Annotated in this window: 1 protein-coding gene and 1 pseudogene; both read right to left on the bottom strand. The window is 58.0% G+C overall.

Translation table 11 applies throughout. The annotated features are described in order from the left end of the window. Positions 1-52 precede the first annotated feature (52 nt). Positions 53-286 (bottom strand): sensor histidine kinase, encoded by a 234-nt coding sequence (locus JTP94_RS35855; protein WP_204853966.1) that lies wholly within the window; start codon positions 284-286, stop codon positions 53-55. A 183-nt stretch (positions 287-469) separates the two neighbouring features. Then, positions 470-607 (bottom strand): annotated as a pseudogene (locus JTP94_RS35690) (response regulator); the annotation flags it as partial.

Genomic DNA, 607 nt, shown 5'->3' with positions numbered 1-607 from the left:
TGTTTCAGATTCAGCTTGCCAAGCGGGCGGACGCCGTTCCGCTCACCCGTGACTACATGATGAACTGGGAGCAAGCCCATAATAGGCCCGCAACCTCGCGCATCCGGGCGGCGGAATGAGTGGCTAAGTCCCTGCTGACCGCGTTCTCCGTAGGAACTCCAACGCCATTGTCGCTCACCGACATCGACCATTGCGCGTTGTCCGAGTGATAGCCGACGATGATCTTGCCGCCACGATGACCAGGGAAGGCGTGTTTGAGAGCATTGATCACCAATTCCGTGACGATGAGACCGAGGCTGCACTCCGCCCTCGGCTATCGATCGCCAGCAGAATTTGAAACCCAACTTGCCCAGCAGGCGGCTTAGTTTGAAGCTCGTCGCTGGTCCAGCCCGAGGGGTTCACACCAACCCGGCTCAGTTCCGCGTGGAAATCAACATCCGGACACCTTTACTCACGCAGACGCGAGGGATCAGTCACCCGAAAGCATCCTGGCCATCGCGTCAGCGATGGCATGATCGCTGTAAGGCTTTGAGAAGAATCGACTTCCCTCAGGAAGGCTGCTCTCTTGGAGGATTGCCCTGCCGGAAGCAACAATCAACTTGACCGG

Origin of the sequence: Martinezella lusitana (genome assembly GCF_016901135.1) — a bacterium.
Lineage (GTDB): Bacteria > Pseudomonadota > Alphaproteobacteria > Rhizobiales > Rhizobiaceae > Rhizobium > Rhizobium lusitanum_D.
This window is presented reverse-complemented; position numbering and strand designations above follow the sequence as displayed.